Source organism: Sorangium sp. So ce406 (genome assembly GCF_051474675.1).
Lineage (GTDB): Bacteria > Myxococcota_A > Polyangia > Polyangiales > Polyangiaceae > Sorangium > Sorangium cellulosum_G.
Genome location: NZ_CP150340.1, coordinates 2,154,979 through 2,178,396 on the forward strand (window position 1 = coordinate 2,154,979; position 23,418 = coordinate 2,178,396).

General features: G+C 71.7%; 22 protein-coding genes and 1 pseudogene. 14 read left to right on the forward strand and 9 right to left on the reverse strand.

Annotation, left to right across the window (positions count from 1 at the left end; genetic code table 11):
- The first annotated feature begins 330 nt into the window (after positions 1-330).
- The 5 genes from WME96_RS08000 (at position 331) to WME96_RS08020 (ending at position 4,258) form a co-directional block, all read left to right on the forward strand.
- Positions 331-1,407 (forward strand): glycosyltransferase family 2 protein, encoded by a 1,077-nt coding sequence (locus WME96_RS08000; RefSeq protein WP_437289575.1) that lies wholly within the window; start codon positions 331-333, stop codon positions 1,405-1,407.
- Positions 1,408-1,510: 103 nt separating this feature from the next.
- Positions 1,511-2,149 carry a methylthioribulose 1-phosphate dehydratase gene (locus WME96_RS08005; protein ID WP_061619690.1) on the forward strand — a complete coding sequence of 213 codons (639 nt, stop codon included), beginning with the start codon at positions 1,511-1,513 and terminating at the stop codon, positions 2,147-2,149.
- Positions 2,146-2,688 carry a 1,2-dihydroxy-3-keto-5-methylthiopentene dioxygenase gene (locus WME96_RS08010; protein ID WP_437289576.1) on the forward strand — a complete coding sequence of 181 codons (543 nt, stop codon included), beginning with the start codon at positions 2,146-2,148 and terminating at the stop codon, positions 2,686-2,688. Before WME96_RS08005 ends, WME96_RS08010 begins: the two co-directional genes overlap by 4 nt.
- Before the next feature lie 7 nt (positions 2,689-2,695).
- Positions 2,696-3,403 (forward strand): acireductone synthase, encoded by a 708-nt coding sequence (mtnC, locus tag WME96_RS08015; protein WP_437289577.1) that lies wholly within the window; start codon positions 2,696-2,698, stop codon positions 3,401-3,403.
- Between the two features lie 270 nt (positions 3,404-3,673).
- Positions 3,674-4,258, forward strand: coding sequence for an O-methyltransferase (locus tag WME96_RS08020; RefSeq protein ID WP_437289578.1), 585 nt, complete (start codon positions 3,674-3,676; stop codon positions 4,256-4,258).
- Positions 4,259-4,354: 96 nt separating this feature from the next.
- On the opposite strand, the gene WME96_RS08025 is transcribed toward WME96_RS08020, so the two are convergent.
- The 3 genes from WME96_RS08025 to WME96_RS08035 form a co-directional block, all read right to left on the reverse strand.
- On the reverse strand, positions 4,355-6,160 hold the full coding sequence (locus WME96_RS08025) for a prolipoprotein diacylglyceryl transferase (RefSeq protein ID WP_437289579.1): 1,806 nt from the start codon (positions 6,158-6,160) through the stop codon (positions 4,355-4,357).
- Positions 6,157-7,581, reverse strand: coding sequence for a hypothetical protein (locus WME96_RS08030; RefSeq protein ID WP_437289580.1), 1,425 nt, complete (start codon positions 7,579-7,581; stop codon positions 6,157-6,159). Before WME96_RS08030 ends, WME96_RS08025 begins: the two co-directional genes overlap by 4 nt.
- 354 nt (positions 7,582-7,935) lie before the next feature.
- Positions 7,936-8,580, reverse strand: a complete 645-nt coding sequence (locus WME96_RS08035) for a glutathione S-transferase family protein (RefSeq protein WP_437289581.1) — start codon at positions 8,578-8,580, stop codon at positions 7,936-7,938.
- On the opposite strand from WME96_RS08035, the gene WME96_RS08040 reads away from it, so the two are divergent.
- From WME96_RS08040 to WME96_RS08055, 4 genes are all read left to right on the forward strand, one after another.
- Positions 8,579-9,067, forward strand: a complete 489-nt coding sequence (locus tag WME96_RS08040; protein WP_437289582.1) for an ArsR/SmtB family transcription factor — start codon at positions 8,579-8,581, stop codon at positions 9,065-9,067. The genes WME96_RS08035 and WME96_RS08040 overlap by 2 nt on opposite strands.
- 83 nt (positions 9,068-9,150) lie before the next feature.
- The gene (locus WME96_RS08045) at positions 9,151-9,642 is read left to right on the forward strand and encodes an SRPBCC family protein (protein WP_437289583.1); all 492 of its coding nucleotides are present in this window, start codon (positions 9,151-9,153) and stop codon (positions 9,640-9,642) included.
- A gap of 88 nt (positions 9,643-9,730) precedes the next feature.
- Entirely contained in the window at positions 9,731-10,315 is a 585-nt protein-coding gene (locus WME96_RS08050; RefSeq protein ID WP_437289584.1) for a TetR/AcrR family transcriptional regulator, read from the forward strand.
- A 98-nt stretch (positions 10,316-10,413) separates the two neighbouring features.
- Positions 10,414-11,166 (forward strand): SDR family oxidoreductase, encoded by a 753-nt coding sequence (locus WME96_RS08055; protein WP_437289585.1) that lies wholly within the window; start codon positions 10,414-10,416, stop codon positions 11,164-11,166.
- A gap of 135 nt (positions 11,167-11,301) precedes the next feature.
- Here WME96_RS08055 and WME96_RS08060 read toward each other — a convergent pair whose 3' ends face one another.
- Both WME96_RS08060 and WME96_RS08065 read right to left on the reverse strand, forming a co-directional pair.
- A complete protein-coding gene (locus WME96_RS08060; RefSeq protein ID WP_437289586.1) occupies positions 11,302-12,468 on the reverse strand; it encodes a hypothetical protein in 1,167 nt (388 codons plus the stop codon).
- A 107-nt stretch (positions 12,469-12,575) separates the two neighbouring features.
- On the reverse strand, positions 12,576-14,198 hold the full coding sequence (locus WME96_RS08065; RefSeq protein WP_437289587.1) for a DUF1552 domain-containing protein: 1,623 nt from the start codon (positions 14,196-14,198) through the stop codon (positions 12,576-12,578).
- Positions 14,199-14,789: 591 nt separating this feature from the next.
- Here WME96_RS08065 and WME96_RS08070 point away from each other — a divergent pair.
- Positions 14,790-15,227, forward strand: coding sequence for a hypothetical protein (locus tag WME96_RS08070; RefSeq protein ID WP_437289588.1), 438 nt, complete (start codon positions 14,790-14,792; stop codon positions 15,225-15,227).
- Between the two features lie 109 nt (positions 15,228-15,336).
- On the opposite strand, the gene WME96_RS08075 is transcribed toward WME96_RS08070, so the two are convergent.
- A complete protein-coding gene (locus WME96_RS08075; protein ID WP_437289589.1) occupies positions 15,337-15,927 on the reverse strand; it encodes a TetR/AcrR family transcriptional regulator in 591 nt (196 codons plus the stop codon).
- Positions 15,928-15,987: 60 nt separating this feature from the next.
- Here WME96_RS08075 and WME96_RS08080 point away from each other — a divergent pair, with 60 nt between their 5' ends.
- The gene (locus tag WME96_RS08080) at positions 15,988-16,968 is read left to right on the forward strand and encodes an aldo/keto reductase (protein WP_437289590.1); all 981 of its coding nucleotides are present in this window, start codon (positions 15,988-15,990) and stop codon (positions 16,966-16,968) included.
- A gap of 91 nt (positions 16,969-17,059) precedes the next feature.
- On the forward strand, positions 17,060-18,079 hold the full coding sequence (locus WME96_RS08085; RefSeq protein WP_437289591.1) for an NADPH:quinone reductase: 1,020 nt from the start codon (positions 17,060-17,062) through the stop codon (positions 18,077-18,079).
- Positions 18,080-18,222: 143 nt separating this feature from the next.
- Here the strand turns inward: WME96_RS08085 and WME96_RS08090 are convergent.
- The 3 genes and pseudogenes from WME96_RS08090 to WME96_RS08100 all read right to left on the reverse strand — a co-directional run.
- Positions 18,223-18,459, reverse strand: a pseudogene (locus WME96_RS08090) (IS66 family transposase); the annotation flags it as partial.
- A complete protein-coding gene (locus tag WME96_RS08095; RefSeq protein ID WP_437292287.1) occupies positions 18,380-18,712 on the reverse strand; it encodes a tetratricopeptide repeat protein in 333 nt (110 codons plus the stop codon). The pseudogene WME96_RS08090 and the gene WME96_RS08095, both read right to left, overlap by 80 nt.
- Before the next feature lie 226 nt (positions 18,713-18,938).
- Positions 18,939-19,115, reverse strand: a complete 177-nt coding sequence (locus WME96_RS08100) for a hypothetical protein (RefSeq protein ID WP_437289592.1) — start codon at positions 19,113-19,115, stop codon at positions 18,939-18,941.
- A 535-nt stretch (positions 19,116-19,650) separates the two neighbouring features.
- Here WME96_RS08100 and WME96_RS08105 point away from each other — a divergent pair.
- The gene (locus tag WME96_RS08105) at positions 19,651-20,778 is read left to right on the forward strand and encodes an RNA polymerase sigma factor (RefSeq protein ID WP_437292288.1); all 1,128 of its coding nucleotides are present in this window, start codon (positions 19,651-19,653) and stop codon (positions 20,776-20,778) included.
- 1,553 nt (positions 20,779-22,331) lie between these two features.
- On the forward strand, positions 22,332-23,234 hold the full coding sequence (locus tag WME96_RS08110; RefSeq protein WP_437289593.1) for a leucine-rich repeat domain-containing protein: 903 nt from the start codon (positions 22,332-22,334) through the stop codon (positions 23,232-23,234).
- The last annotated feature ends 184 nt before the right edge of the window (positions 23,235-23,418 follow it).

Here is a 23,418-nt window from a genome sequence, read left to right on the forward strand (position 1 = left end):
TCTTCTCTCTCTCTCCCCTCTGTGCCCTCTGTGCCTCTGTGGTTCAAATTCTCTTCCATCACGGGGCCTGGGCCGGCTTCGGTGACACGGTAGTGTCTGCGGCGTGGACGCTGGTCATGGGGTGAACCCCGGCCATCGACATCGATTCTCGCCGTCTCTCTCCCCTCGACATCGCCCGCTCGCTCTCCTCCTTGCTCCGGCGTGAGCCTGGAGCGCAGTGCAGTTTGCTCCGGGCCGACCCATCGAGACCTGTTGGCCTCTCACTTGTATCCACCTCCGCAGCCAGGCGTCGGGCCGGTGCGGCCCGCGAGAGTCCCTGAGGGGGAGTCCATGAATCCAGCCGCGAGCGCGCCCCGGGGCGGGCGTCTCACGCTGCGGCCGCTCGCCGAGCAGCCGCGGTGCAGCATCGTCATTCCCTGTTACAACGAGGAGCGCTACATCGAGGACGTCCTCCGCGGCGCCCTCCGGCAACGCTATCCGGCGGATCTGCTCGAGATCTTCGTGGTCGACGGCGGCTCGGTCGACAGCACCCGGGAGATCGTCGCGCGCGTCGCGGCGGAGGACCCGCGGGTGACGCTCCTCCACAACCCCGCCCGGATCCAGGCCGCGGCGATGAACATCGGCATTCGCAGATCGCGTGGCGAGGTGATCGTCCGCATGGACGCGCACGCCGATTACGCCGACGACTACGTCGCTGCGTCGGTCGCGGCGCTCCGGAGGACCGGCGCGCTCAACGCGGGCGGCGCGGCGCGGGCGCGCCACCGGAACGGGTTCCAGCGGGCGCTCTGCGCGGCGCTCTCGAGCCCCCTCGGCGTGGGGGGCTCGGCCTACCGGGACCCGTCGCGGGAAGGGTTCGTCGAGTCCGTCTTCAACGGGGCGTTCCGTCGCGAGGCGTTCGAGATCGCCGGCCTCTACGACCCGGACGCCATCACCAACGAGGACGCCGAGCTGAACCAGCGCATCATCGAGGCCGGCGGCGCGGTCTACCTCTCCCGGGAGATCGTCGCCTACTACTACCCGCGGTCGTCCTTCGCGGCGCTCGCGCGCCAGTATTTCGCCTACGGCGCGGGGCGCGCGCGCACGCTGCGCTGCCGACGGAGGCTCCTGTCGCTCCGGCCTGTGCTGCCGTTCTTCCTGGTGACGGCGTTCGCGCTGCTCGCGCTCGCCTCCGCGCTCCTGCCGCCCGTCCGTCCGGCCCTCGCGCTCGCGTCGCTCGCCTATGCCGCGCTCGTGGTCGCCGAGTCGCTCCGGCTCGCGCTGCGCGGCTCGCCCCGCGATTTCCCGTTGCTCTGCGGCATCTTCCCCGCGCTGCACGCCGCGCACGGGCTCGGGTTCTGGGCCGGCCTGCTCCGCGGCGCGCGAGACCGCGCTGGACGGCGCGAGGCCGAGCGCCTGCCGGCGCCGTGAGGGGCGCGGGCGGCGCGGACAGCGAGCCACTCCCCGGACTCCGCGGCTCGAGCGGCCGGGCGGGCGCGTTGATCGGCCGCGGTGCGTTTGGTATCGTCGCGCGGTGAGCGCGCGCCGGACGTCGTTTGCCTCGTTCTCCTCGGTCGCGACCGAGCTCATCGAGCTGTCCCGCTGGTGCAGCGAGCGCGGCTGGACGCCGGCCACCAGCGGCAACTTCTCCGCCCGGCTCGGAGACGACACGCTCGCGATCACGGCGTCCGGGCGGCCCAAGGGCGCGCTCGGCCTGTCGGACATCGTCGTCGTCAACCTGGAAGGCCGCCTGACCGGGCCGTCCGCGGGGCGCCCGTCGGCCGAGACGGCGCTGCACTGCCAGCTCTACCGGCGCTCCCGCGCCATCGGCGCGGTCGCGCACACCCACTCGCGGGCGGCGACGGTGCTGTCGCGCCGGTGCGCGCACGAGGGATACGTGACGCTCGCGGGCTACGAGGTGGCGAAGGCGCTCTCCGGGACGACGACGCACGATGCCACGGTGCTGCTCCCCGTCTTCGTCAACACGCAGGACATCCGGAAGCTCGCCGAGGACGTCGAGGCGTTCATGTCGGCGCACCCGCCGGTGCACGGCTATCTCATCGCCGGCCACGGGCTCTACACGTGGGGAGCGGACACCACCGAGACGAGCCGCCATATCGAGGCGCTCGAGTTCATGCTCGACTGCGCGCTGCTGGAAGGGAGCATCTCATGAGCTTGCTGCGGGTCTACCGGGACAGCGATCCGACGAAGGCCGAGGAGTACACGGCGCTGGAGGACATCGCCCGCGTCGCCGCCGCGTCGCAGATCCGCTTCGAGCGCTGGTCCGCCGAGCGCCCGCTGCCCGCGGGGACGGCGCCGGCGCAGGTGCTCGAGGCGTACGCCGGCCCGGTGAAGCGGCTCTCGGACGCGTGCGGGTTCGTCACGGCGGACGTGATCTCGGTCTCGCCGGACACCCCGAACCACGCCGAGCTCCGGCGGAAGTTCCTGGACGAGCACATCCATACCGAGGACGAGGCGCGCTTCTTCGTCGAGGGGCGAGGGATGTTCTGCATCCACCAGGGGGAGCGCGTGCTCGCGTTCCTTGTCGAGAAGGGCGATCTCATCAGCGTTCCGGCCGGGACGCGGCACTGGTTCGACATGGGGCCGTCGCCGTCGTTCACCTGCATCCGGTGGTTCTCCGACCCGAAGGGGTGGGTCGCCGAGCACACGGGCTCCGATATCGCGTCGCGCTTCCCGCGGCTGGAGGCGTGAGGGAGGCATGAGCGTGGCCGCGATCCCTGCGCGCGCGGTGCTGGTCGACATCGAGGGGACCACGACCGACGTGCGGTTCGTCCACGAGACGCTGTTCTCGGTGGCGCGGCGGGACCTGGCCGGGTACGTGTCCGCGCACGCCGGCTCCCCCGAGGTCGAGGCGGCGCGCGGGGCGGTCGCGCGCGAGCGGGGCGCGCGCGAGGAGGCCGTGAGCGACGGAGAGCTCGCGGCGGCGCTGCTGGCGTGGATCGACGAGGATCGCAAGGAGACGTCGCTGAAGGTGCTGCAGGGGAAGATCTGGCGCAGCGCGTACGAGTCGGGGGGGCTGCGGAGCCACGTTTACCCGGACGTGAAGCCGGCGCTGCGGCGGTGGCGAGGCAGCGGCGTGACGCTCGCGGTGTTCAGCTCCGGTTCGGTCGAGGCGCAGGAGCTCCTGTTCCGGCACACGACGGCGGGGGATCTGGCGGGGCTGTTCACGTGGTTCTTCGACACGACGACCGGGCCCAAGCGCGAGGCGGCGGCTTACCAGCGGATCGCGGAGGCGCTCGGGGTGCATCCGGGGGAGGTGCTGTTCCTGTCGGACGTGGTGGCCGAGCTGGACGCGGCGGCGGCGGCAGGGATGCGCACGGCGCAGATCCTCCGGCCGGGGACGGCGCGGGACGCGGGGGGGCGTCACGTGGTCGCGGAGAGGTTCGACGAGATCGCGGTGGGGTAGGTCCAGCCGGCTGCAGCGGAGCCAGCGGGGGAGGGAGTGCGTCGCGGGGGGGCGGCGGGGCGGTCCCACAAACTCGCGCCTTTTGGTGGCTATTGCCTCGTGAGCCGGGGAGGCGATCTGGGAGGGAGTCGCTGCGCTGCGGGCCGGCGCTCGGGTTTGTGGGGGCCTGCCCCGCCGCCCCCCCGCGACGCACTCCCTCCCCCGCTGGCTCTCTCGGTCGGTACGGGAGAGAGGTGTTGGGGTAGCACTCGAACGAAGAAGGAGCCTCTCATGAAGGACCTGGAGCACCTGAACCCGCCTGCTCTTCTCGACGAGATCGAGCGGGCCAGCGCCGAGATCGGCTTCAACATGGCCAGCGACAGACAGACAGGGGCGCTCCTGCGCACGCTCGCAGCCGCCAAGTCCGGCGCCTTTCTCGAGCTCGGCACCGGCACAGGGATCTCGACCTGCTGGGTCCACGACGGCATGGATTCTCGCTCCACGCTCACCTCCGTGGAGAGCGACGAGAAGGTCCAGGCCGTGGCGCGGCAGCACCTCGGAGGCGACCGCCGCCTGACGCTCAAGAACATGGATGGCGAGGCCTTCCTGCGCTCGGTCCAGGAGCAGCGATTTGACTTCATCTTCGCCGATACATGGCCGGGCAAGTTCCACGCCCTCGAGGAGGCGCTGAGCCTGCTCAAGCCCGGCGGCCTCTACGTCATCGATGACCTGCTGCCTCAGCCCAACTGGCCGGATGGACACGCCCCCAAGGTGGCGGAGCTCATCGCCACCCTCGAGCGGCATGAGCATCTCGTGGCGACCAAACTTTGCTGGTCGTCAGGGCTGATCGTCGCCACGAGAGTCGAGCGCGCCTAGGCACCGGCCACGGCCGCCAGGGCAGCGCCATGTCATGCCGACAGCGAGCACAAGCTCGTCGGCGTGCTCGATGAGAAGATCGAGCTGCTCCATTCCTCAGAGCAGTCCGGTGCCGACCCAGAGCCCGGGCTCGTACGCGACCAGCGCATCGACGTCGTCCGACCCGAGCACGAGGAAGCTCGCGGGAGAGAGGCCGACGAACAGGTGCGCGCCGATCGGGAACTGGATCCCCCAGGCGAAGCGCGCACCGAAGGCGCCCACGCTCTCGAAGTAGGGTGATTCGAAGAAGATGCGGTGGTAGCCCGGCGTGATCCCGACCGACATCTCGACGTGCGGGCCGACCCCCATCGTGAATCGGAGCGGCACGCCGATCGCAAGCTGATCGGCGTCGGGCGCAAAGAGACCCCGGAGCTCGACGCCGATCTCGAAGCGGCGCGCATCGCTCACGGGGACGCGCGCCACGGCGCCGAGATCCAGAGACACCCCGTCCTCGACCGCGAATCGCGCCGGGACGAAGTAGCCGGAGAGCCCGACCGAGAGCGCCATCCGGCGCGCATTGGCCTCCACCTGGGGGTTCGTCCCCGGCTTCGCGGCCGCGGGCTCCGGGGACGAATCCGGCGTGCGCCCGGACGGCGGCTCGACGGCCGCGGGCGGTTGCTGTTCGCCGGCTGCGGGCGGGGGATGCGACGGCGGGGGGTATGCGCCGGCGGGAGGCGGCGGGTAGGGCGCGGGGTATGCGCCGGCGGGAGGCGGCGGGTAGGGCGCGGGGTATGCGCCGGCGGGAGGCGGCGGGTAGGGTGCCGGGTATCCGCCTGCTGGAGGCGGCGGGTAGGGGGTTGGCGCCGGGTAGGGGTAGGGGTAGGGTGCCGGGTATCCGCCTGCTGGAGGCGGCGGGTAGGGGGTTGGCGCCGGGTACCCTGCGGGCGGCGGCGGGTACGGGGTTGGCGCCGGCGGCGGCGTCGCAGCAGGCGCTGCGCCCGCCCCCGCGGGCGGAGCCGCCGTCGGTGCTGCGCGGGGCGCCGGCTGGGCCGCGGCGTCGCCCGCGGCGAGGCCCAGCGAGGCGAGCGACAGCAGCGCGGCCGCCGTGGCTGGAGCGCGGCGCCCACGGCAAGCCCACAGGGCGGCCGCCGCGAGCCCGACCAGGAGCGCCAGCGAGACGAGCTGGGCGGTGCTGAGCCCGCCGTAAACGCCGCGCCCGGCGTCGCCGCGGAGGAGCTCGATCGCGAACCGCCCCGCCGCGTAGAGCGCGAGCCAGGTCCCGAACGCGCGGCCGTCACGGTGCCCCCGCGCCAGCCAGAAGGCGGCGATCCCGCTCGCCAGCGCCCCGAGCGCCGCCTCGTAGAGCTGCGTCGCGTGCACGGGCAGGCTCGGCGCGCCGAGGGGCACCCAGCCGGCCGCGGCGTGATCCTCCGCCGCGGGGCTGCCCGCGGGGAACCGGACGCCCAGCGCGCCCGCCGTGACGCGGCCGTAGTCGCACCCCGCGAGGAAGCACCCCGTGCGCACGCAGGCGTAGGTGATCCCGAGCCCCGGGACGAGCCGGTCGAGGAACGGGCGCACGGCCGCGCCGCGCCGGAGCAGCACCAGGACCGCGACGACGACGCCCGCGATGAGCCCGCCGTAGGCGGCGCGGCCGGCGTGCAGCATCGGACCCCACGAGCCCCGCGCGAGCGCCTCGGGCGCGGCGCGCAGCGCCTCGAAGACATGGCCGCCCAGCAGCGCCGCGACGTACCCCGCGAGCAGCGCGCGGCCCTCGACGGCCTGGTCGCCCCGGTCCCGGCGCACGAGCCAGAAGAACGCCGCCGCGCCGAGGAGCCCCGCGACGGCGACCATCACCGCGTACGTCGGCGCGAGCCACGGCGGCAGCCCGTGGCGCCCGAGCCAGAGCATCACGGCGCCGCTCACGCGCGCCTCCGGATGCGCAGCAGCATGTAGCCCGCGGGCACCGCCCACCAGAACGCGGCGCCGAGCGGCAACGGCGCGCCCGCGCGGCCACCTCCCGGATCGCGCCGGCCGGCGCTCACCTTGCAACTCGCGCCCGAGCCGGTGCCCGCCGAGGGATCGCCGTCCTTGCAGTTCTCGTCGCAATCGCGGCAGTTCTGGTTGCAGTCACGGCAGTTCTGGTTGCAATCGCTGCAGTTCTGGTTGCAGCCCGCGACGTCCTCGTTGCAGCCCTTGCAGCCGCCGCCGCAGCCGCTGCCGCCGTTGCAGCCGCTGGAGTCCGTCGTGCCGCTCGGCGCGCCGCTGGGGATGACCGCCGGTCCGGTCGGCCTCCCGTACTGGAGGCAGCGGTCGAGCACGGTCATGCAGCCATCGTCGGCGGCGAACGCGAGCGCGCCCTCGCGGCCCGCGATCGGCAGCGCGGCGCACGCGCTGCCCGCGGAATAGACGCACTCCTTCACCCCCTCGATGCTCATCAGCGCGAGCACGCAGAGCGCCTCGGCGTTCAGCGCGTCGGCGTTCACCCACGCGCACTCCGCCTGGGCATCCGCGAAGGCCGGGTCCGTGCGCTCATGGTCGCAAGACCCGCCGACGGCGCAGGTGCACACGTCCCGCACGCCGGCGGCGCACTCGGCGATCGACCCGGGGAGGTGGTAGGGGTTGGCGTCCACGGATCTCGGCTCGATCCGGGGCCCCGTGACAATCGCGACGTCGCCGCCCGGGGAGGCGAGGCGCGCGGGCGTGTCCGGGGGCGAGAGGGCGCCCAGCGCGACAAGCCACGCGGCGTTGACGTACACCGTACGATCCAGGGCGACCACGCCCGCGGGCAGGCCGGTGACGCGGATGAGGTCGCGCGCGTCCGCGCGCCGCGCGAGCTCCGCCAGGACGACGCCGGCGCGGCCGTCGAGCGCCGCTTCCTCGAGCCGCGCGGTCTCCGGCGACGCCGGCTCCCCCGCGAGGACGGGCCGATCGAGCGGCCCCTCGCGCCCGCGCTCCGCCGCGGCGGACGCGACGGAGGAGGCGCGGAGCACGAACCCCTCTGCGGAGGGCTCGAGGGCGCCGAGGACGATCGCGTCCTCGCCCCGATCCTCCCGCGCCGCGTCCGCGCTGCGGACGAGCGCCGGGACGCTGGCGATCTCCGCGTCGGCGATGGCCGTCTCTCCGCCCGCCGCGCGGTGCGCCTCCTCCAGCCGCACGGCGAGGTCGTGGAGGGCTTCGTCGGGCAAGGCCGCGAGGACCTCCGGCGCGGCGCTCAGCGCGTCGCGCAGCGGCAGGTCGTCGTAGGGCGGTGTCTCCGCGCCGCACGCGCCCAGCGCGGCGACGCCGAGCAGCACGGCGGCACAGCGGATCGCTCTCTCGATCTCGACAACGACGCTTGTTCCCATGCCCCACCCTCGCTCCCCCGATCGCGCGGATCCCGGCGAACACGCCGCGCTTCGCCGCGCGAGCGGGCGTATCGCAGGCGAGGACACCGCCGCGAGGCGACAGGGATGAGCCTGCCAGAATCAGAGACGGTGGCACAAGGGGCTATCGCGGCGAGCGCCTCCCGCGCTCTCGATCGGAGCGCGAGAGACCTACACCGCGAGCGCCGTCCGACACCGCGGTCGCTCGCCAACCACCTTGTGGGACTCCGCGCCGCCCGCCGGCTCCCCGCCGCGCCGGCGCCGTGTCCTGGATCGCCTTCATGTCGTCGAGCGACGGCACACCCGCCGCGGGGCAGCCCGGCGCGATCTCCGCCGTCAGCTCGCTCGAAAGGGCTTCTTGTCCGTCGTGCGCACGCTCTCGCGGGATACGACCCGCTCGTGCCACGCGCGGAGGCGCGGGTGCGGCTCGAGGAGCGCCGCCTCGGGCGTGAGGAGCAGGTAGTGGACGAGCGGCACGACCATGATGTCGGCCAGCGTGAACCGCTCGCTCGCGAGGTACGCGCGGTCGCCGAGGAACCGATCGAACTGCGCGAGGCTCGTCCGCGCCACGGGGATGGCGGCCTGCACGGCCTTCTCGTCGGGCGGGCCGCCGCGCAAGGACTCGGGGAAGAGTCGGTTATAAAGGATGCCAGGGCCGACCGCCCGCCAGAAATACGCATCGACGATGCCGACGATCTGGTTCATGCGCGCGGCCTCGCGCGGATCGCTCGGCTGGAGCGGCTCGCCCGGAAACACCTGATCGACATACCGGAGGATGGCCTGCGTCTCGTAGAGCGTGAAGCCGTCGTGCTCGATCACGGGGACCTTGGCGTAAGGGTGCCTGTCCAGGTGCGGCGACACCCGGTGCGCCCCGAAGGCGACGGCGGCGAGCTCGTAAGGGACGTTCTTCTCGGCGAGCGCGATCTCCGTGCTCCAGGTGTACGACGATCCGGGCGTTCCGTGGACGACAAGGGCAGTCATGGCGAGCTCCTCAGACAAGGGGAGCGGCCTCGACGTCACCGCCAAGGCGGCGCACGAACGTCGACGGGCCACTCCAATTGGTAAGTCACAACTTACCAATGTCGTCCCGCTGGTCAAGCCATTTCTGCTTGCCGTGGTGGAGGCGTTTGCGCATGCTTACGGTGTGGACCCGGTAGGCCAGGTGCTCGCGGCGCTCGCGGATCCGACGCGCCGACAGATCCTCGAGCGGGTGCGCGGGCGCCCGCTGTCGGTGGGGGACATCGCGAAGACGGTGAGCGTGAGCCGCCCTGCGGTCTCGCAGCACCTGCGGGTGCTGCAGGAGGCCGGGCTCCTGCGCTGCCACAAGAACGGGCGCCAGAACTTCTACGGCGTCGATCTCGGGGGGCTCACCGCGCTGCGCTCGTACATCGAGGGCTTCTGGGATGACGTCCTCGGCGCGTTCCAGGCTGCGGCCGTCGAGGAGGCCGAGCGAAAGAGGAGGCACTGAATGTCAGATGTCACGGCAAGGCCGCCCGGCTCGCCGACGCGAGGCGCGCGGGGCGGCGCCGCGGTCCATGCGGGAGGCGCGCGGTGAGCGTGCTCCCGCCCATCCGTCGCTCGTTGATCGTCCCGCTGGATCCGGCCGCCGCGTTCGACCTCTTCGCGCGGCGCATCTCGTCGTGGTGGCCTCTCGCGGCGCGCTCGGCCGGCGCGAGCCCCGCGGTCTCGTGCGCGATCGAGGAGCGCGTCGGCGGCCGCGTGTACGAGCGCGGGAGCGACGGCAGCGAGACCCTCTGGGGGACGGTGCTCGCCTGGGAGCCTCCCGGCCGGCTCGTGATCACCTGGCACCCCGGGCGAGCCGCGAGCGAGGCGCAGGAGGTCGAGGTCCTGTTCCTCGCGCTGGGCGCGCACACGCGCGTCGAGCTCGAGCACCGCGGCTGGGAGCGGGTGCCGAAGGACGCCGCCGCGCTGCGCGCCCGCTTCGAGGGCGGCTGGCCCTCGCTGCTCGCGCGCTTCGAGGCGCTGGCCTCGGGAGAGCCCATGCACGAGGTGACCGGCCCCGGCTGCCAGGTGGGGCGGTGATCACGGCGAGCGCGTGATGTAGAGCAGGGCTCGCGAAGGGCTGACGATAGTTCTGGACTTTGTAGTCCAGAATCGTCATGCTGTCTCCGTGGCCCGTCCCAAGGAGTTCGATCGCGACGAGGCGCTCCGGCGCGCCATCCCGGTCTTCTGGGAGAAGGGCTTCGCCGGCACCTCGACCGAGGATCTCGTCCGCGCGATGGGGATCGGCCGCCAGAGCCTCTACGACACCTTCGGCGACAAGCGACGGCTGTTCCTCGAGGCGCTCCGCGCCTACAACGCCGACGGCGTCGCCGCGATCATGAAGAGGCTCCGGGCCGGACCGACGGCGCTCGCGGCGATCGAGCGTGTCCTCGTCGAGCTCGCCGAGGCGCGCGACGGGGCGCGATCGCTCGGCTGCATGGGCGTGAACGCCGTGTGCGAGCTCGCCCGCGACGATGACGAGGTGCGCGCGCTCACCGCGACCAGCGCCGCGCTGCTCGAGGCCGTGCTGAAGGACGCCATCGACGAGGGCAGATCGAGGGGCGACATCGGCCGCGGGATCGACAGCCGCGCGGCCGCTCGCTTCCTCGCGGCCACGCTCAGCGGAATGAAGGTGCAGGCCAAGGCCGGCGCGAGCGCCGAAGCGCTCCGCGACGTCGCGGCCTTCGCGGTGCAGAGCCTGCGCCCGCGCTGAACGCGCGGCGCCCGCTCGGCTCGCGCCATCGCCGCGCGCTATTTTGGACTGATTGTTCAAAAACGACAATGACAACGCACGATGCAAAGGAGCTGAACATGAACGACGACACGGGGCCGCTCGCAGGGAAGAAGGCGATCGTCATCGGCGGGTCGCGGGGCATCGGCGCCGCGATCGTGAGGCGCCTCGCGCGCGACGGCGCGGCGGTCGCTTTCACCTACGTGAGCAGGCCGGATCGAGCGCGAGAGCTCGTCGCGGCCGTCGCGTCCGCGGGCGGGCGCGCGATCGCGCTCCAGGCCGACAGCGCCGACGCGAGCGCGCTCGAGCGCGCGATCGCCGAGGGCGCGGCGGCGCTCGGCGGGCTCGACGTCCTGGTGAACAACGCCGGCGTCCTGATCTTCGGCAACGCCGACGAGTACCGCCTCGAGGATTTCGACAGGATGCTCTCCGTCAACGTGCGCGGCGTGTTCGTCGCCGCCCAGGCCGCTGCGCGCCACCTCCCGCGCGGCGGGAAGATCCTGGTCATCGGGAGCAACACGGCCGAGCGCGCGATGGGCGCCGGCTCGGCCGTCTACGGGATGACGAAGGCGGCGGTCGCGCGGCTCGTGCGCGGGCTGGCGTGGGATTTCGCGCCGCGCGGCATCTCGGCCATCAATGTCCAACCCGGCCCGACGACGACCGACATGAACCCGTCGGACGGTCCGCACGTCGGTTGGGTGCGCGACGCGAGCCCCGAGAAGCGCATCGCCGATCCCGACGAGATCGCGCGTTTCGTCACCTATCTCGCCCGGCCCGAGTCGACCTACATCAACGGCGTGAGCCTGACCATCGACGGCGGCTTCTCGGCGTGAGCGGGGGGCGCGCGGTCATCCTCGTGACTCCGCCATGCCGTCGATGTGCGTGAGGATTCCGAAGATGTTCGCCAGCGGCCCCCCGGAGGAAGATGCTTCGGTTGATGGGCGTTGCCACGGTCGTATTCCCCTGCCTCAATGCAAACGCTCGGCCGAGGGGCACGTCGCCGTGTCGTCGTTGTCTATCAGGGTCGCTCGTGGAACGCCGGTCCGCTCGCGGAGCTCTTCCGCTTCACAGGTGGGGAGCTTCGGGTTCGTCGTGATCTCGAGGCCGTGGTGGATCCGCTCGAGCGAAGAGAGCGCATCGATGCGGGTGAGCTCCGGGTTGTTCGAGATGATGAGATATTGCTCGATCGCCCGGAGCGCAGAGAGCCCATCGAGGGAAGTGAGCACGGGGTTGTTCACGATGTTGAGATCCTGGTAGATCGTCTCGAGCGCCGAGAGCCCCTCGAGGCTCCCGAGCTTCGCGTTGCCGGTGACGAGGAGGTTGGCGAGCTGACTCAGGCCGCCGAGGCCTTGCAGGTTCTCGAGAGCCGCGTTGGACTTGAGCGTCACTGTGCCCGTGGCGGTCAGGCTGCGCAGCCCGGCGAGGCTCACCAGGGCGGGGTTGTCCTCGATCCGGATGCCGCCAGTGCGCACCGTCGTCAGGCTCTCGAGCCCGCTCAGGTCGGTGAGGCGGATGTTCGAATCGATGATCAACGCGCCCCCCACGGTCTTCAGGCCTTGAAGCCCCGTCGTGCTCGCGAGCGCATCGTTGTTCTCGATCGTCAAGCCCGCCGCGATGGACTCGAGCCGCTCGAGCCCCTCGAGCGTGGCGAGGCTACGCGTGTACCGGATGGTGACCGTGCCCGTGACGTGGCGTAGACAGCCGAGGCGTTGCAGCCGGTTCACCCCTTCGCTGAGCATCAGGTCCCCCTGGACCTCCGAGATGGGCGGCAAGTCGTCGACATCGACCTGGTGCTTCAGATCGAGCGAGCTCGAGCTGGGCCGCGCCGTGGCGCAGTCCAGCTCCGCGGGCGCCCCTCCGCTGCCGCCGGTTCCACCCGGAGCCCCGCCGCTCGTGGCGCCCGCGTCCATGCCGCCCGAGTTCGCTGCCGCGCCGCCGCCGCTCGACCCGGTCGAGTCGAGCAGGCCACCCGCGCCAGGGCCGTTGCCCGTGGTTCCGCCCGCGCCACGTCCTCCAGCGCCTCCTCCAGTCGCCCCGTCCCCGGCCGCCCCGGGACCGTCGACCTCGGAGGAGCTTCCCCCTCCACTGGCGCCCGCGACGCCTGGAGCGTCAGGGATCGTCCTGCCGCAAGCCAACGGGCCTCCTGCTGCGACGAGCCCTGCCGCCGCGATCGGCGCCCAATACCAAACCCGCCTGCTGTGCACCGGCATCATCAACCCTCCGTTACCCGGAACGAGACCGCTCAGGAGCTCGCCCTGAGGGCGGCGAACTCGCCTGGATCGTGGATGGTGGGGGGATTGATCCCGCCACCGATGAAGTCCTCCGTGCGGTCGTACATGCCGAAGTGGGTCACCGGCTCCGAACCGCCCGGCGCCGGGAAGCCGTCGCTGCCTGCCGTGGCCCCGAGGGCGTTCATCAAGTTGCAGAAGTACTTGTTGATCGGCGCGTTCGCGAGCGACGGGTCGGTCCCCGTGGCCTGGGTGGTCCCGTCGACCTCGTTCGGAGCGCCGTCGGCACACACGATCTCGCTGTTGCCGGTCGTGAGATCGGGCGAGCCGTCCTCGACGTTCACGGCCCAGCCGGTCTTGAAATAGCCGCCGGCGCTGCCGACCTGGACGATAGGCAGGTTGTTGAGGTTGCGGGCGCAGCCGTCCGACGCGTCCTGGAACCATACGACAGCGCTGTTGTCGAGGAGCGTCCCGTCGCCCTCGTCGATGCGGTTGAGCTGCTCGACGAGGTGGGCGAGCTTCCTCGCATAGTAGTCGTCGATCTTGAGCAGCATGTCGATCACACCCGTGACGCAGGTGCCCTGCATGCCCGCATTGCCCAGGCGATACGAGAGACTGGCGCTCTCCATCGTCAGGCCGAGCCCCCGAAAAAGGAAGTTCGGGGGGTACTTCAGGAAGATGACGGGGGTTGCGTTGCACGCGGCCGCGAGCACGGCGAGGTTCGAATAGAGGTCCGCGCCGTCGAGACTGTCCGAGATTCGCCGCGTCAGCACGTCGTCGGCGCTCGGGCGCGTGCTCGCCAGGTCGACGTTTTCCTGCGTCGCGCCGAGCGCCGTGGCGAGGGACGCGTCGCACTGCGCAGAAGCGACGGGTCTCACGGTCTCGTGGAGAAGCGTCTTCCAGGCCTCCAGCTTGTTCCTGTCCGCGTGGCTCATGTCGAAGCGCGCGAGCGTGTCGAGATCGTCCCGCACGAGGTCGATGATGCTCTTGCCGCGGATGGCCTTGTACGTGTCCGGAGAGGGGAGGGGGTCTGTGAACAGGCCCGTGAGCTTGGCCAGGATCGCCGCCGGCGCGCCCAGACCCGAATACACGGTCTCGGGCGCCGAGTACGAGATCGCCGAGGACGTACCGTCGCGGAAGTTCCCCACCTGCATGAGCAGCGGCTCGCCCTCCGGGCTGAGCTGTCGTGCGATGACGTGGTCCAGCGACGGACCGGTCGCTCTGGCGTTGAACTTCGTCGCCTGGTCGAAGCTGAACGGATCGTCGCTGTTGGGCGTGACCGGGTGGCACGTGAAGAACGACGCGTTCACCTGCAAGTGGCGATCGTTCCCCTGGCCCCGCTCCATCTTCGCCGTCCACTCGTTCATCGCGCGGATGCCTCGGGGCATGAGGAGCTTGTCGACGTACGGCGTCAGGTGCTTGAGCGTCGTCGTCTCGAGGTCCGCGGCGGTGAGCGGGCCGTGCGACTTCCTCGGGAAGAACCGCGTCGTGATGCAGCCATAGTGCGTGTACATCACGATCAGCCGCCTCGGCGGCGTGGCCGGCTGGGCCTTTGCGGTGCGGTCGGCGATCGAGCTGAGGAACGGCGCTGCGACGCAAGCGCCGCCCAGCCCCCGGAGGAAGATTCTTCGGCTCACGCGCTTTGCCATGGTCGTATTTCCCCAATCTCGATGCAAACGCCCGGCTGTCACTCGGAACGCCTTCTGAATGCCCGCGTCGGCCGGTCTCGATCACTCTTCCGCCCGGGAGCAGCGAGGCGCCGCCGCCCGCGGCCATCTCCCGGGAGCCCGACCGAGGTTGCCGGGACCCTGACGGCGCGTCACCGGCGCGGGCGCCGGGCGCGACGCGACGAGCGTTGCGTCGCCGGAACCGGAGATCCCGCGGAGCGGGCCCGCGATCCTGCTGAGCACTGCATGTCGCGCGTGGGGAGAGGGCGCCCCCGTGCTGGCCCGTCGCTGCCGCGGTCTGCGTCCAGCGCTGCGCTGAGCAGCGTTTGCCTCGCCAGGGCAACATCTGCGTTCTTCTCGAAGAGAGCTACGCAATTTCTGCCGAGTCGCTCCGGCGCGCCCTGCGCTCCGCGGCATCTCTCGGCATCTCGGACTGGCCCGCGCCTTGCTCTCGGCTCCTCGCGTCGCCGCGCGGAGCGGGCGTGAAGCCCGCTGGCCGCGCCGGCGTATCGCTGTGAGCTCCGGGAGCGCGGGCGCGCTCCCCGAACAGAGAGGTATCTCATGCGCAAGATGATGAGTGCAGGGTTGTTGGCGATCTCCGGCGTCCTGGCGGCCTCGATGGGCTGCATCGCGCCGCCCGCAGACGAGCCGATCGCGGACGAGGGGGTTGTCGCCGAGGTCGAGGAGGCGGCGGCGGAGCCGACGGGGGAGGCCGCGGACGAGCTGTCGGTGTGCGGCGGCGGGCTGGTGTGCCAGTGGGCGTTCGCGAGCGGCGCGCCCCAGTGCGAACAGTACCCTTCGGGCCCTCGGCTCTACTGCTGTCCCTCGGGGTACGGGCTCGTCAACAACACGTGCGTCCCGAAGTGCGGCTCGGGGCTCCAGTGCTCGGGCAGCAGCATCCCCGGCTCGCACTCCTGCACCCAGCGGGACACGGGCTCGAGCGTCATCCATTGCTGCGAGTCGGGCCAGCGCATCTCGGGCGGCCGCTGCGTCTGGTGAGGGTGTCGGTCTGACCAGCTCGCGGGCCAGTGAGTCACGAGCTGGTTGGCCCTCGAGATGGGTGAGGGAGGCCGGGCCGCGGTGCTCGTCGACGCGCGGCCCTGCTATCTCATGAGGTTGGGCACGTGGGCCGGTTGCTGAGCACGCGCGACACGAGCGCGAGAAGCATCTCGCGCGCGTGGCCGCGGTCGACGGCTGGATCGCGCAGCCGGATCGCCTTGCTGCCATCCAGCACGGCGAGCAGCATGGTCGCGAGGGCCGCCGGCGGCACCGTGTCGTCGACGAGGCCGGCGGCCTGTCCGCGCGCGATCGCGCTCGCGAGGAGCTGCTTCATCTCGGCGCTGTGGCGCCGGAGCCGATCCGCGATCGCGGCGTTGCGCTGCGACTCGGCGAGCAGGTCGAAGAGGAGGGACGGCCCCTTCCCGCTGTAGAGGTCGGCCACGAGCGCGGGGAGGTCGCGCGCGTCCTGCACGTCACCCGACAGGTGCGTGGATGCTTCGTCGAGCACGAGCTGGAAGAGCCCCTCGAGGATGGCCTCCTTGCTCGGGAAGTAGTGGTAGAGGTGCCCAGGGCTGACGCCCGCCTCGGCGCAGATGCTCGCGATGGAGGCCTGCACGCCCTCGGCTTCGAAGCGGCGCTGGGCCGCGCGGAGGAGCTCGCGACGCTTCTTTTCGTGCTGGTCGGGGTTGACAGTGCGCATGGGCGATCCCATTGATAGAGCGTTCGCTCTAATATTGAGGGGGTCGAGGAGGGTTGAACGATGCCCATGGTACCGCGCACGCATCTCGGCAAGAACGGTCCGCTCGTCGGCGCGCTGGGCCTCGGCTGCGGCGGGATGTCGCCCAGCCGAGGCGCCGGCAGCGACGCCGAGAGCGTCGCCACGATCCAGGCGGCGCTCGACGCCGGGGTGAACCTGCTCAACACCGCCGATTTCTACGGCATGGGGCACAACGAGGCGCTCATCGGGCGCGCCATCAAAGGCCGGCGCGACCGGGCCTTCGTGAGCGTGAAGTTCGGCATGCTGCGTACCCCGGGCGGGAAGTTCCTCGGGATGGACGGCCGCCCGGCCACGGTGAAGACGTTCGCGGCCTACTCGCTCCAGCGCCTCGGCGTCGACGAGATCGACCTCTACCAGCCCGGGCGGCCCGATCCCGACGTGCCCTTCGAGGAGACGATCGGCGCCATCGCCGACCTCGTGCGCGAGGGCAAAGTCCGTCACGTCGGCGTGTCCGAGGTCGGCGCAGATCTCCTGCGCCGCGCGCACGTCGTGCACCCCATCACCGCGCTCGAGATCGAGTACTCGCTCGCGTGCCGCTTCATCGAAGCAGAGATCTTGCCGACCGCGCGCGAGCTCGGGATTGGCATCGTCGCCTACCGCGTGCTCGCCGACGGGCTGCTCAGCGGCGCGACGGCGCCGAGCCCTGGCGCGCACTTCGTGGCGCCGCGGATGGAAGGACACGCACTGGAGCAGAATGTCCGCACCGCTCGCCCGCTCGTCGATATGGCCGCCCGGAAGCGCTGCACGCCAGCCCAGCTCGCCATCGCGTGGCTGCGCGCATGCGGCGACGACATCGTGCCGCTCGTCGGTATCAGCCGGCGCGCGCGGCTCGACGAGAACCTCCTGGCGCTCGACGTGCGCGTCTCCCCGGACGAGCTCGCGCAGCTCGACGCTGCGTTCGCGCCGGGCGCGATCGTCGGCGATCGGTATCCCTCGTTCGTCATGAAGTACGCGGCGCGCTGAGCGACCCGGGTCGCGACCACACGCCGGACACCGTGACGGACCTCCCGGCCGCGCCGGGAAACCCTCAGTTACCAGGTTTCAGGGACGGATCATGAAGGCCATCATCTACCGCGACAACGGCGGCCCCGACGTTCTTCAGCTCGTCGACCGTGACCTGCCCGCGCCCGGCCCCGGCGAGGTTCGCGTCCGTGTCGCCGTGTCCGGGGTCAATCCGACCGACTGGCAGGCTCGCTCCGGCGCCGCCCACCCCAAGCGGTTCTCCGAGGTCACCCCGCACCTCGACGGCGCCGGCGTGATCGACGCCGTCGGTGAGGGGGTCGACCAGAGCCGGGTCGGCCAGCGGGTCTGGCTGTTCATGGCCGCCGCCGGGCGGCCCACCGGCACCGCCGCCGAGTTCACCGTCGTGCCCGCCGAGCGGGCCGTGCCGCTGCCCGACGAGGTGAGTTTCGACGTCGGCGCCTCCCTCGGCGTCCCCGCGCTCACCGCGCACCGCGCGCTCACCGTCGCCGAGGACGGGCCGCGCCGCCTGCGGCCCGGGGCGCTCGACGGCAGGGTGGTGCTCGCCGCGGGCGGGGCCGGGGCGGTCGGGCACGCGGTGATCCAGCTCGCCCGATGGGCCGGCGCCACCGTGATCAGCACGATCAGCGGCCCGGCGAAGGCCCGGTTGGCCACCGCCGCCGGCGCCCACCACGTGATCAACTATCGCGAGGGCCATCCGGCCGCCGAGATCCGCAAGATCGCCCCGGCCGGCGTCGACATCGTCGCCGAGGTGGCGCTCGGCGCGAACCTCGCGCTGGACCTGGCCGTGCTGCGGACGCGCGGCACGATCTCGACCTACGCCAACGACGGTGGCGAGCCGGTCGAGCTGGACGTGCTGCGGAACATGGTGCTGAACGCACGATTCCAGTTCCTGGTGCTCTACACGGCCGGTCCGGAGGCGCGCACCGCGGCCGTTGAGGACGTCGCCGCCGCCGTCCGCGGCGGCGCCCTGCCGGTCGGCGAGGAGCACGGCCTGCCGCTGGTCCGCTTTCCGCTCGACCGCACCGCCGACGCGCACCGGGCGGTGGAGAGCGGCGCGGTCGGCAAGGTCCTGGTGGACGTCACGTCGTGACGTTCGGCCGTGATTGCCCGGCAACGGCCATGGGCGTGGTCCCTTGCGGCTCTCGCCGGCGTCGACGATGCTGGACGCGGGGCGATGGCGGCCCGCGTCCAGCGTAGGCAGGGGAGGGGACTGGTGAGGGCATCGTCGCCTGCCGCTGCCTCCTGATTGATGGCGTACTGGGGTGAGATGTAGAGCGGCGTACCTGGTACGAGCGGCAGATGCAGTTCGGGGATCCACGGATACAGCTCGTCGATAAGGGGAATCGACAGCTCCTGCCGGCGTGCCCGACGCGCTGCCGCGGACAGCGCCTCAGATTTCCAGGCTGCCTCGATGCGGTAGGTGGCCTTGAAGTACGAGAGCGCCACCGCGGCTCGCGCGTCGCCCCCTTCGCCTCAGCGCGTCCGGATTGCTAACCTCGGTGCGGACCGCCCAGACCGCGTGCTCGCGCGCGCCGCTCACGTCCCCGCGCCGGAGGAGCAGGTGCCTCATGAGGACGAGCGCGTCGGGGTGCTCAGGCTCGGCCTCCAGCGCGGCGCGCGCCCAGCGCTCGGCGTCGTCGACGCGGCCGCGCGCGAGGTGCGCATCGCCGAGGGCGACGAGCGTCGCGACGTCTTCCAGGGTCAGCGCGAGCGCCTGGGTCAGGAGCTCGACGGCGCGATCGTCGCGATCAGGGTACCGCTCGACGGCGGCGAGGCCGCGGAGGGGCGCGGGGTCCGATGGATCGAGGCCACGGGCCGTGGCAACATGCTCCCGCGCCTCGCTCGGCCTCCGGTGCGCGGTTTCATCGGCTCATCGTTCTCGGGCAGTAGGTCTTCGATGGCGGGGCATCGAGAGGTTCTGGATGGTGTACAGCGTTGAGAGAGCTGAGCTACTTGCGGACCAGCTCGAACGGTTCGCACACTCGAATGTCCACCAGCTCGCCGGGCAGGCCGCCAACCTGGACTTCTGGCTGGACGAGGCTGCCCACGCCCTGCGCACGATCGATGAGTACCCACAGCGGTTTCGTCGCCTTCGCGACGCCCAGGTCGGGTGGGTCAAGGCGCATGGAACAAAGGTCTCGGGGTACTGCCCGATCTGCGGAGGGCGCTGCGAGCTCGGCCCACAGACGCCACCAGCGCCTACCAGGATCCCGTCGGAGCAGATGGAAGCTGCCCGAGGCAAAGTTCGCGCCTCGGCTTATCGGTTCTTGCTGCGCTGCTATCGCTCCGGGCTGCTGGATAAGGCTACCGTTCGTGCAGCGTGCGAAGGCATCGGAGTCGTTGCTGAGACTGAGGACCTGTAGCGCGCCCGAGATGACGTCAAGAACGAGGCGCCGAGTACTGATAAGCTTGAGCTGAACGCCACGATGGGGGACGCAAGCTCTCGCGCTCCGAGGAGACGGCGATGATATCGATCCTTGTGTCTGGCGTGTAGGGGCATCGCCGCCACGGTCGAGCTGCTCACCCAGAGCCCAACGAGGCGAGATCCTCCGCGGCCGACCGCGCGAGTCATCGCTTGCTCGCGGCGTCCTGGCCTCATGCGCGCGGCTTGGCGAGCTCGACGCGCTCGCTCGCGAAGCCCGGCCGCGACCATGTGCACGGATTCATCGACCAAGGACAGGCTTTTCCGTATCCTTCCGCCGCCTTCTTGAGGCAAACGCCGCCCGCGTCAGGTCGCTTGTCAGCCATGTCGGGGTGCCCTCGCGGGACCTCGACGACGTCATGCAGGAAGCGACGGTGCGGCTGTGGGAGAAGCGAGAGCAGGCCCGATCGGCCAGGAACCCGAGCGCCTTTCGCGACAGCGTCGTCCTGAACACGGCCCGTGATCACCGGCGGGCGGCGCGCAGGCGCGAGGAGGCGCTCACGGGCCTCGACGAGGCGGCGCTCTGGGACGAGCGCCAGAGCCCCGAGGATCACGCCATCGCTCGCCAGGAGGCGGCGCTGGTGCGGCAGCTCATCGATCAGATCGGTGAGCGGTGTCGCGGCGTCTTCATCGCCTGCGAGCTCCTGGAGCGGCCGATCGCCGACGTCGCCCGAGAGCAGGAGATCCCGCTGGAGACCGCGCGAAGTCGCCTGCGCCGCGCCTGGGAGGAGTTCGAAGCGGCGGCGGCGCGCTGGGAAGCGAGGCAACGAGGTCGCGGCGCTCGCCGGCTGCGCGCCGTGCTGTTCCCGCCCTGGCTGCTGGAGCTGCTGGAGCGGCGCTCCTTTCGGCGTGGTGGTCCCGCGCGCTGGGTGGCACGAGGCTTCGCCATCGCCTGTGCGGCCGCGCTCGGCGCGCTGGCGGCGCTCGGCACGCTGGCCACGGGCCCGATGGAGTCCGTCACGCCGCTCCGCACCGCCATGACCCCCCTCGCCTCCAGGAGGACGACCGGGCCGGCGACCGTGCAGGCCAGGCGCGATCCCACCGAGATGGGGCTCGTCGGCCATGCGCCGGATGAGTCGGTGACGATCTCTCCCAGGCTGCACGGGGCGGCGACGACCCCGACGACGCCGGATTGGGCGGTGACGTCCCCGGCCGCTGCCGCCGCGCCGCCACGCCGGCCAGCGGCGCATCCCCAGGCGATCAGCTCCCGCGAGCGAGGGCTGGTCGCTCGCGCGCGGACGGCCGTGGTGGCCGGTGATGTCGTGTCGCTCGTCGAGGCGCGGCGCCTGCTGGAGGAGCACGGGCGGAGGTTCCCGCGCGGCCGCCTGGCGAGGGAACGCGAAGCGCTGCTGGGCCAGCTCAGGTGAGAACCGCGCAGCAGGCCATCGCTGAGCGCGAGGCGGCCTTCGTGACGATGGCGGCGCTGGACCACCGTGGTGCGTGGCCGCGCCCTGGGAGATCGAGCGCCTCCTGAGCGGGCGTCGCTCGGCGCGTGACGCCCGCTCAGGAGCGGTCGTGTCCGCGCGCGGCGTGGGATTCGCGCGGAGCACTCACGTTTCACCTGGAGGCGAGCCATGGATCTCCTGGCGCTGCCCCCACGAGGGCGATCATGCATTCTATCGGAACACGCGTCATCGCCGGGGAGTCGGCCCCTGTGGCGCGACACGACACGGCGGCTCGTCCGAGCGCACCCGGCGCGCCGCGCGTCGCGGCGCACGCGGCGGCTCGGCCCGGATCTCGGCAGCACGCGGCGAGGCCGGCGACGGGCCGCGAACGGGCGCACGCGTTCCACCAGCTATTCCAGGAGGAGACGGCCCGGCGCGTTTCCCGGTGGCTCGCGAAGCTCCGTGTGCCCCGGCGCGATCGGAGCGACCTGAGCCCGCCGCGCGAAGGGTCATAGCTGCCAAAGCGCGTGAGCGCCAAAAGAAGGACGTCCTGCCTCGCGCCGCTGAGAAGCCTTGGCGTGATAGTGCGAAGCCGGGTTGACCGCGATGCCGTTGAGCCAGCGCGCGACCTCCGTCGTAGGAGGGGGAAAGTGTTGCGTAGTTCACGTCCTGGCATGCGCAGGAGGGTACCGGGACCGCGCAGGAGGGTACCGAGGCGGCGCAGGAGGGGTGACGGCGATGCGCAGGCGTTGGACGCTGGTTGCGCAGGACACCAAAGGGGGCGCGCAGGAGGGCACCGGCGGCGGCGCAGGAGCCGCGCGACTGTGACGCAGGACACGTAATTGCCTGCGCAGGACGGCGCCGGGGCTGCGCAGGAGGGGCGCCGGGACTGCGCAGGAGGGGCGCCGGGGCTGCGCAGGAGGGGCGCCGGGCGGCGCAGCAGGGCGACGAGGGCGCGCAGCAGGGACGCCGGGGCCGCGCAGCAGGGAAGCGAGGACAGCGCAGCAGGCAAGCAGGGCCGCGCAGCAGGGCGTGGGAACGCAGGGGCGGGGGCCTGCGCAATGGATGGGGAAGCGCGGGGCGCTGCGGAGGAGAGCGCGCGCATCGCTTTAAGAACGGATTAAGGGGCGGTCCTGCGGCGAGGACCTAGCCTGCAAGGCGGAGGTCGCACCACGCGCTTCATCGCTTCTCTGCTGATCCTGGCCCCTGCCATCGACCCCCCGCCGGATGCGGTGAGGTCCGTGAGGCGGAGCCGGCCGTCGATTCGAGCAGCGCCCCAGGCGCGGGATCGGGGGGAGCCGGCGGCGACGGCGTGGGGGCGCTCTGTCGATTCTTCCGCAACGTGAGGGGATATGTACAGCCTGAATCGTATCGAACGATGGTTGGGGATCGCGCTCCTGGCAGGAGCGACGGGTATTGGGTGTGGATCGGTCGCCGTCGATCCGGTGCCCGGCTCGACTGGAGCGAAGAATCCCACGGACTCCACGTCAGGGGACGGCGTGGGCGGGTGGACGGACCCCCGGGAGGATCAGGGGGTGGGCGGCGCCGGCAGCGATGCCATAGGCAGCGGCGCCGGCGGCGGCGATGCCACCCCTGGCGGCGGTGGCGCAGGCGGCGACGCCACCGGCGGCGGCGGCGCAGGCGGCGACGCCAGCGGCGGTGGTGGCGCAGGCGGCAGCGCCACCGCGGCGTGCTCTGGACCCCTCGAGTTCGTCGATCCGGCGCTCGAAGCGGCGCTGCGCACGGCCGTGGCGAAGCCGGAGGGCCCGATCCTCCCGGCCGACGTTGCGTCGATCAGGAGCCTCAACCTGAACGCCCGCGGAATCCATTCCCTCTCCGGCCTCGAGTGCGTCCGCTCCCTCACGCATCTGGGCCTGGTGAGCAATCACGCGGCAGATCTCGCGCCGCTGTCCTCGCTCACGGAGCTGCGCGGCCTGAGCGTGTGGGGCAACGGGATCGAGGACATCACGCCGCTCTCCTCGCTCATCCGGCTAGAGGAGCTGCAATTGGGGAACAACCCCATCTCGGACGTCACTGCCCTCGGCTCGCTGACCAACCTGTCGTACCTGTCGCTCTTCGAAACCCAGGTCAGCGACATCGGCCCGCTCGGGTCGCTGAACCGGCTCACCCGGCTTGATCTCAGCTATTCCCCCATCTCGACGCTCGCGCCGCTGTCAGGCCTCCGGGCGCTGAACGCTCTCCAGGCGTTCGGCGCCGAGATCAGCGACATCTCGCCCCTGTCCACCCTGCCCGAACTGCGGTTTTTGCTCCTCTCGGACAACTCGGTGTCCGATCTGACGCCCCTCGTCGCCAACCCGGATTTCGGCAAAAGAAGCGCCGCGGTCTTGCTTCGCAACCCGATCGACTGTGCCGCTCAGGCGAGCAACATCACCGCGCTCAGGGCGCGCGGAGCGGAAATCGTCTCGCTGTGTCCGTGACGCCCCGCTCACCGCGTCGCACGAAGCCGCGCGGCGCCGAAGGAGCATGGGACCCATCCTCCGGCAGCTCCGCGGCGGGGCCCGTCCTGTCTGCGGTGTCGTTCCCCCGATGCGCGTCATCCTGAGCTCGCCGTCCCCTCATCGCCGAGGGCGACGGCGCGGCTCGAGGTGCCAGCAAGCTCGG

Coding starts and splice junctions, on each gene's coding strand:
- WME96_RS08100 (WP_437289592.1), bottom strand. CDS start 19,115: ATGCGCCTTGACCCACCCGACCTGGGCGTCGCGAAGGCGACGAAACCG.
- WME96_RS08010 (WP_437289576.1), top strand. CDS start 2,146: ATGAGCTTGCTGCGGGTCTACCGGGACAGCGATCCGACGAAGGCCGAG.
- WME96_RS08085 (WP_437289591.1), top strand. CDS start 17,060: ATGAAGGCCATCATCTACCGCGACAACGGCGGCCCCGACGTTCTTCAG.
- WME96_RS08040 (WP_437289582.1), top strand. CDS start 8,579: ATGGCGAGCTCCTCAGACAAGGGGAGCGGCCTCGACGTCACCGCCAAG.
- WME96_RS08030 (WP_437289580.1), bottom strand. CDS start 7,581: ATGGGAACAAGCGTCGTTGTCGAGATCGAGAGAGCGATCCGCTGTGCC.
- mtnC (WP_437289577.1), top strand. CDS start 2,696: ATGAGCGTGGCCGCGATCCCTGCGCGCGCGGTGCTGGTCGACATCGAG.
- WME96_RS08020 (WP_437289578.1), top strand. CDS start 3,674: ATGAAGGACCTGGAGCACCTGAACCCGCCTGCTCTTCTCGACGAGATC.
- WME96_RS08035 (WP_437289581.1), bottom strand. CDS start 8,580: ATGACTGCCCTTGTCGTCCACGGAACGCCCGGATCGTCGTACACCTGG.
- WME96_RS08075 (WP_437289589.1), bottom strand. CDS start 15,927: ATGCGCACTGTCAACCCCGACCAGCACGAAAAGAAGCGTCGCGAGCTC.
- WME96_RS08055 (WP_437289585.1), top strand. CDS start 10,414: ATGAACGACGACACGGGGCCGCTCGCAGGGAAGAAGGCGATCGTCATC.
- WME96_RS08070 (WP_437289588.1), top strand. CDS start 14,790: ATGCGCAAGATGATGAGTGCAGGGTTGTTGGCGATCTCCGGCGTCCTG.
- WME96_RS08080 (WP_437289590.1), top strand. CDS start 15,988: ATGCCCATGGTACCGCGCACGCATCTCGGCAAGAACGGTCCGCTCGTC.
- WME96_RS08000 (WP_437289575.1), top strand. CDS start 331: ATGAATCCAGCCGCGAGCGCGCCCCGGGGCGGGCGTCTCACGCTGCGG.